Below are 3,085 nucleotides of genomic sequence, written 5' to 3'. Positions count from 1 at the left end.
ACGGTCACACAGCAGGTAGGCGACACCGTCAGGCCCTCGCTCCACGGCGGGGGCCTGACCCGTAAGGATCCCGTCATGCCCCGCGGCCGCTACTCACTCCACGACCCGCACGACCGCGCCCCCCTGGGCGAGGAGCACTTCCAGTGCGCCACCGGCCCGTCCGGCTGGCGGTACGTCTCGCAGCTCACCGCACCCTCCGGCGACCGCGCGGGCTCGGTCGACCTCACCCTGGACGGCATCGGCCGCCCCCTCCGCCTCGAACTGACCACCCCCCACTGGCAGGTGCGCGGCGCCGCCCTCGACGGCGTGACCTGGGTGCGCGCCGACCCGTCCGGAGATCGGACACAGGAGGGCACCGCGCCCGCCCACGCCTTCACCGGCGCGTCCCCCGCCTTCCTCGTCGCCGTCGCCAGGCTGCTGCGCCCCGTGGCCGGCGCGCCGGCCACCCGCGTCCGCCTCGTCGCCTTCGCGCCCCCGGTGCTCGCCCCACGCACCCTCGACCAGGCCTGGGCGCTGGTGGACAGCGAAGCACACGCCACCGACAGCGGCCCGCTGACGGTGGACCACTACCGGGTCGACGATCTGGAGACGGGTGAGCGCCACTCTGTCCACATCGCCGGGGACGTGGTCCTGGCCGCCCCCGGCGTCGAGCTGGAGGACCTGGAGTCACCACCCTCGACGTTCACCTGACCCGCCCCCGGCCGGCGTCAGGCAGGGGGGACGAAGCCGGTGCGCGGCCCGTCCGCGTCTCCGCCACCGCCGTCACCACCGCCACCGGCCGACGGCCGCGGCGGAGACGGCGCGGGCGCCGGAGGAACAGCGGGAGGAGCCGCCGCAGAGAGCGGGGCCGACCACGCGGTGCCGGGACCGCTCACGGGACCGGCCCCGGCACCGGGGGCGTTCGGCGCAGGCACGGCGCCGCTCCGCCCTGTCTCCGGCCCGACGCCTCCCCCGAAGGCCCGCTGCGCCTCCCGCCCCTGCCGCTCGGCCACCACACCGGACAGGTACACGCCCGGAGGCATCCCCTCCGGGACGGGGGCCCCGGTGAAGCTGGCCACGTCGGCCGCCAGACGCTGCGCCATCGACCAGCCCACCTGCGGATCGAGCTGGTCCGCGCGCAGCAGGTACTGCCGTACGGCCAGCCACAGCCCGTCCGGCACCCGCGACAGGTCCAGCCCCGCGAAGTGCCCGGCCACCCACGGCGGCGGAGGCGGCACCGGCACTGGCCGCGACACCGGCACCCGCTCCCGCACCACCAGCGTCCCGGCGAACACGTCACCGAGACGCCGGCCCCGCGCGGAGACGAGCGAGGCGATGCAGGCGACGACCCCCACCGTCATCTGGATCTCCACGAAGCCCAGCGCCCCGCGCACCAGCGCGTGCCGGAAGCGGATCGGTCCGCCGTCCTCCCGCACCACCCGCAGCCCGCACGCCATCTTCCCCAGCGAACGGCCGTGGGAGAGCGTCTCGACCGCCACCGGCCCGCCGATGAGCACCAGCAGCAGCAGCGCGACGGCGATCGCGGCGGTGGCCGCGTCGTCCAGCGACCCGGTGGCCGACAGCAACGCCATCGACAGCGCCAGATAGACACCCCAGAGCACGACCAGATCTATGAAGACGGCCAGGGCCCGGCTCGGCAGTCGCGCGGGCCGCAGCCCGAGCACCACCGCATCACCCGTCACGAGCTGACTCACCCGGTACGCCTCCTCGCACTCGCTTCGGACCCGTGTACGCCTCTTACGCCCCACGCCGGGTACGTACACAGTCTGCCGCCCGCGACCGACCGGCCGCCAAGCAGCCCGAGACCGACCGCACCCCATCTGAAAAGCTCTCCCCATGGACCTCGATGTCTTCGTCACCGTCCACCGGGCCGAGTGGGACCGCCTGGAGGAACTGCTGCGCCGCCGAAGCCGCCTCACAGGGGCCGAGGCGGACGAACTCGTCGCCCTCTACCAGCGCGTCTCCACCCATCTGTCGCTGATCCAGTCCGCCGCCCCAGACCCCGCGCTGACCGGCCGGCTCACCTCGCTCGTCGCCCGTGCGCGCAGCGCGGTCACCGGCGCCCGTCGCTCGACCTGGCGCGACGTGGCGCGCTTCTTCACGGTCGGCTTCCCGGCAGCCGTCTACCGCTCCCGGCACTGGTGGATACCGACGGCCCTGCTGTCCACGCTGGTCGCCGTCCTCATCGGCTGGTGGATCGGTACCCACCCCGAGATTCAGGCCTCCATCGTGGCCCCGGAACAGTTGCGCGAGATGACCCGGCCCGGAGGCCAGTACGAGACGTACTACTCCAGCAATCCGGCCACATCCTTCGCCGCCCAGGTGTGGACGAACAACGCCCAGGCCGCCGCGATCTGCCTGATCTTCGGCGTCTTCCTCGGGATACCGGTGCTGTGGGTGCTGTTCCAGAACATGCTGAACGTCGGAATCGGCATCGGCCTGATGACATCGGCGGGCCGTCTGGACGTCTTCCTCGGCTTGATCCTCCCGCACGGCCTGCTCGAACTGACCGCTCTCTTCGTCGCGGCCGGCACGGGGCTGCGCCTGGGGTGGACGGTCATCGACCCGGGACCGCGCAGCCGCCGCACGGCACTCGCGGAGGAGGGGCGAGCTGCCATCGGCATGGCGCTCGGCCTGGCCGCGGTGCTCTTCGTCTCGGGCGTCATCGAGGGTTTCGTGACCCCCTCGGGGCTGCCCACCTGGGCCAGGATCACCATCGGTGTGGCCGCCGAACTGGCCTTCCTTTCCTACGTCTACCTGCTGGGCGCCAGGGCGGTGAGGAGCGGCGAGGCGGGCGATGTGGAGGCCGCCGACCGCTCCGCCGAGGTGCCTCTGGCGGCGTGACACGAGCCGATGTGCATCGAGGCCCCCAGACCTGCTACGGTTCTGATCGTTCCGGAGGGCGCCCTTGACGGGGGGCTCTGCGGGAGGTAGATTTTAGAAGTTGCCCTGAGGGTGGTACCCTCGAAGGTAGACGGATGAAAATCTATCCAGCTTCCACTGAGAGCCCAAGGCTCCGGTGAGGCAATCCGAATTCTGTCGGGAAGTGAAGCCGATTTCGATCGGCGAAAGCGACTCTGATAGA

3 protein-coding genes are annotated in these 3,085 nt (G+C 72.3%); 2 read left to right on the top strand and 1 reads right to left on the bottom strand.

The annotated features are described in order from the left end of the window. The first annotated feature begins 75 nt into the window (after positions 1–75). Positions 76–690 carry a hypothetical protein gene (locus IQ279_RS27415; protein WP_206352021.1) on the top strand — a complete coding sequence of 205 codons (615 nt, stop codon included), beginning with the start codon at positions 76–78 and terminating at the stop codon, positions 688–690. A 17-nt stretch (positions 691–707) separates the two neighbouring features. On the opposite strand, the gene IQ279_RS27410 is transcribed toward IQ279_RS27415, so the two are convergent. Beyond that, positions 708–1,694: an RDD family protein gene (locus IQ279_RS27410; RefSeq protein ID WP_206352020.1), complete on the bottom strand. Its 987-nt coding sequence runs from the start codon at positions 1,692–1,694 to the stop codon at positions 708–710. A gap of 142 nt (positions 1,695–1,836) precedes the next feature. Here IQ279_RS27410 and IQ279_RS27405 point away from each other — a divergent pair, with 142 nt between their 5' ends. Next, positions 1,837–2,844, top strand: a complete 1,008-nt coding sequence (locus tag IQ279_RS27405) for a stage II sporulation protein M (protein ID WP_206352019.1) — start codon at positions 1,837–1,839, stop codon at positions 2,842–2,844. The last annotated feature ends 241 nt before the right edge of the window (positions 2,845–3,085 follow it).

Source organism: Streptomyces verrucosisporus, from assembly GCF_017114865.1.
In the GTDB taxonomy this organism is placed as follows: Bacteria; Actinomycetota; Actinomycetes; order Streptomycetales; family Streptomycetaceae; genus Streptomyces; species Streptomyces fenghuangensis.
The sequence above is the reverse complement of the archived record's forward strand: the minus strand, read 5'-3'. Positions and strand labels throughout refer to the sequence as shown.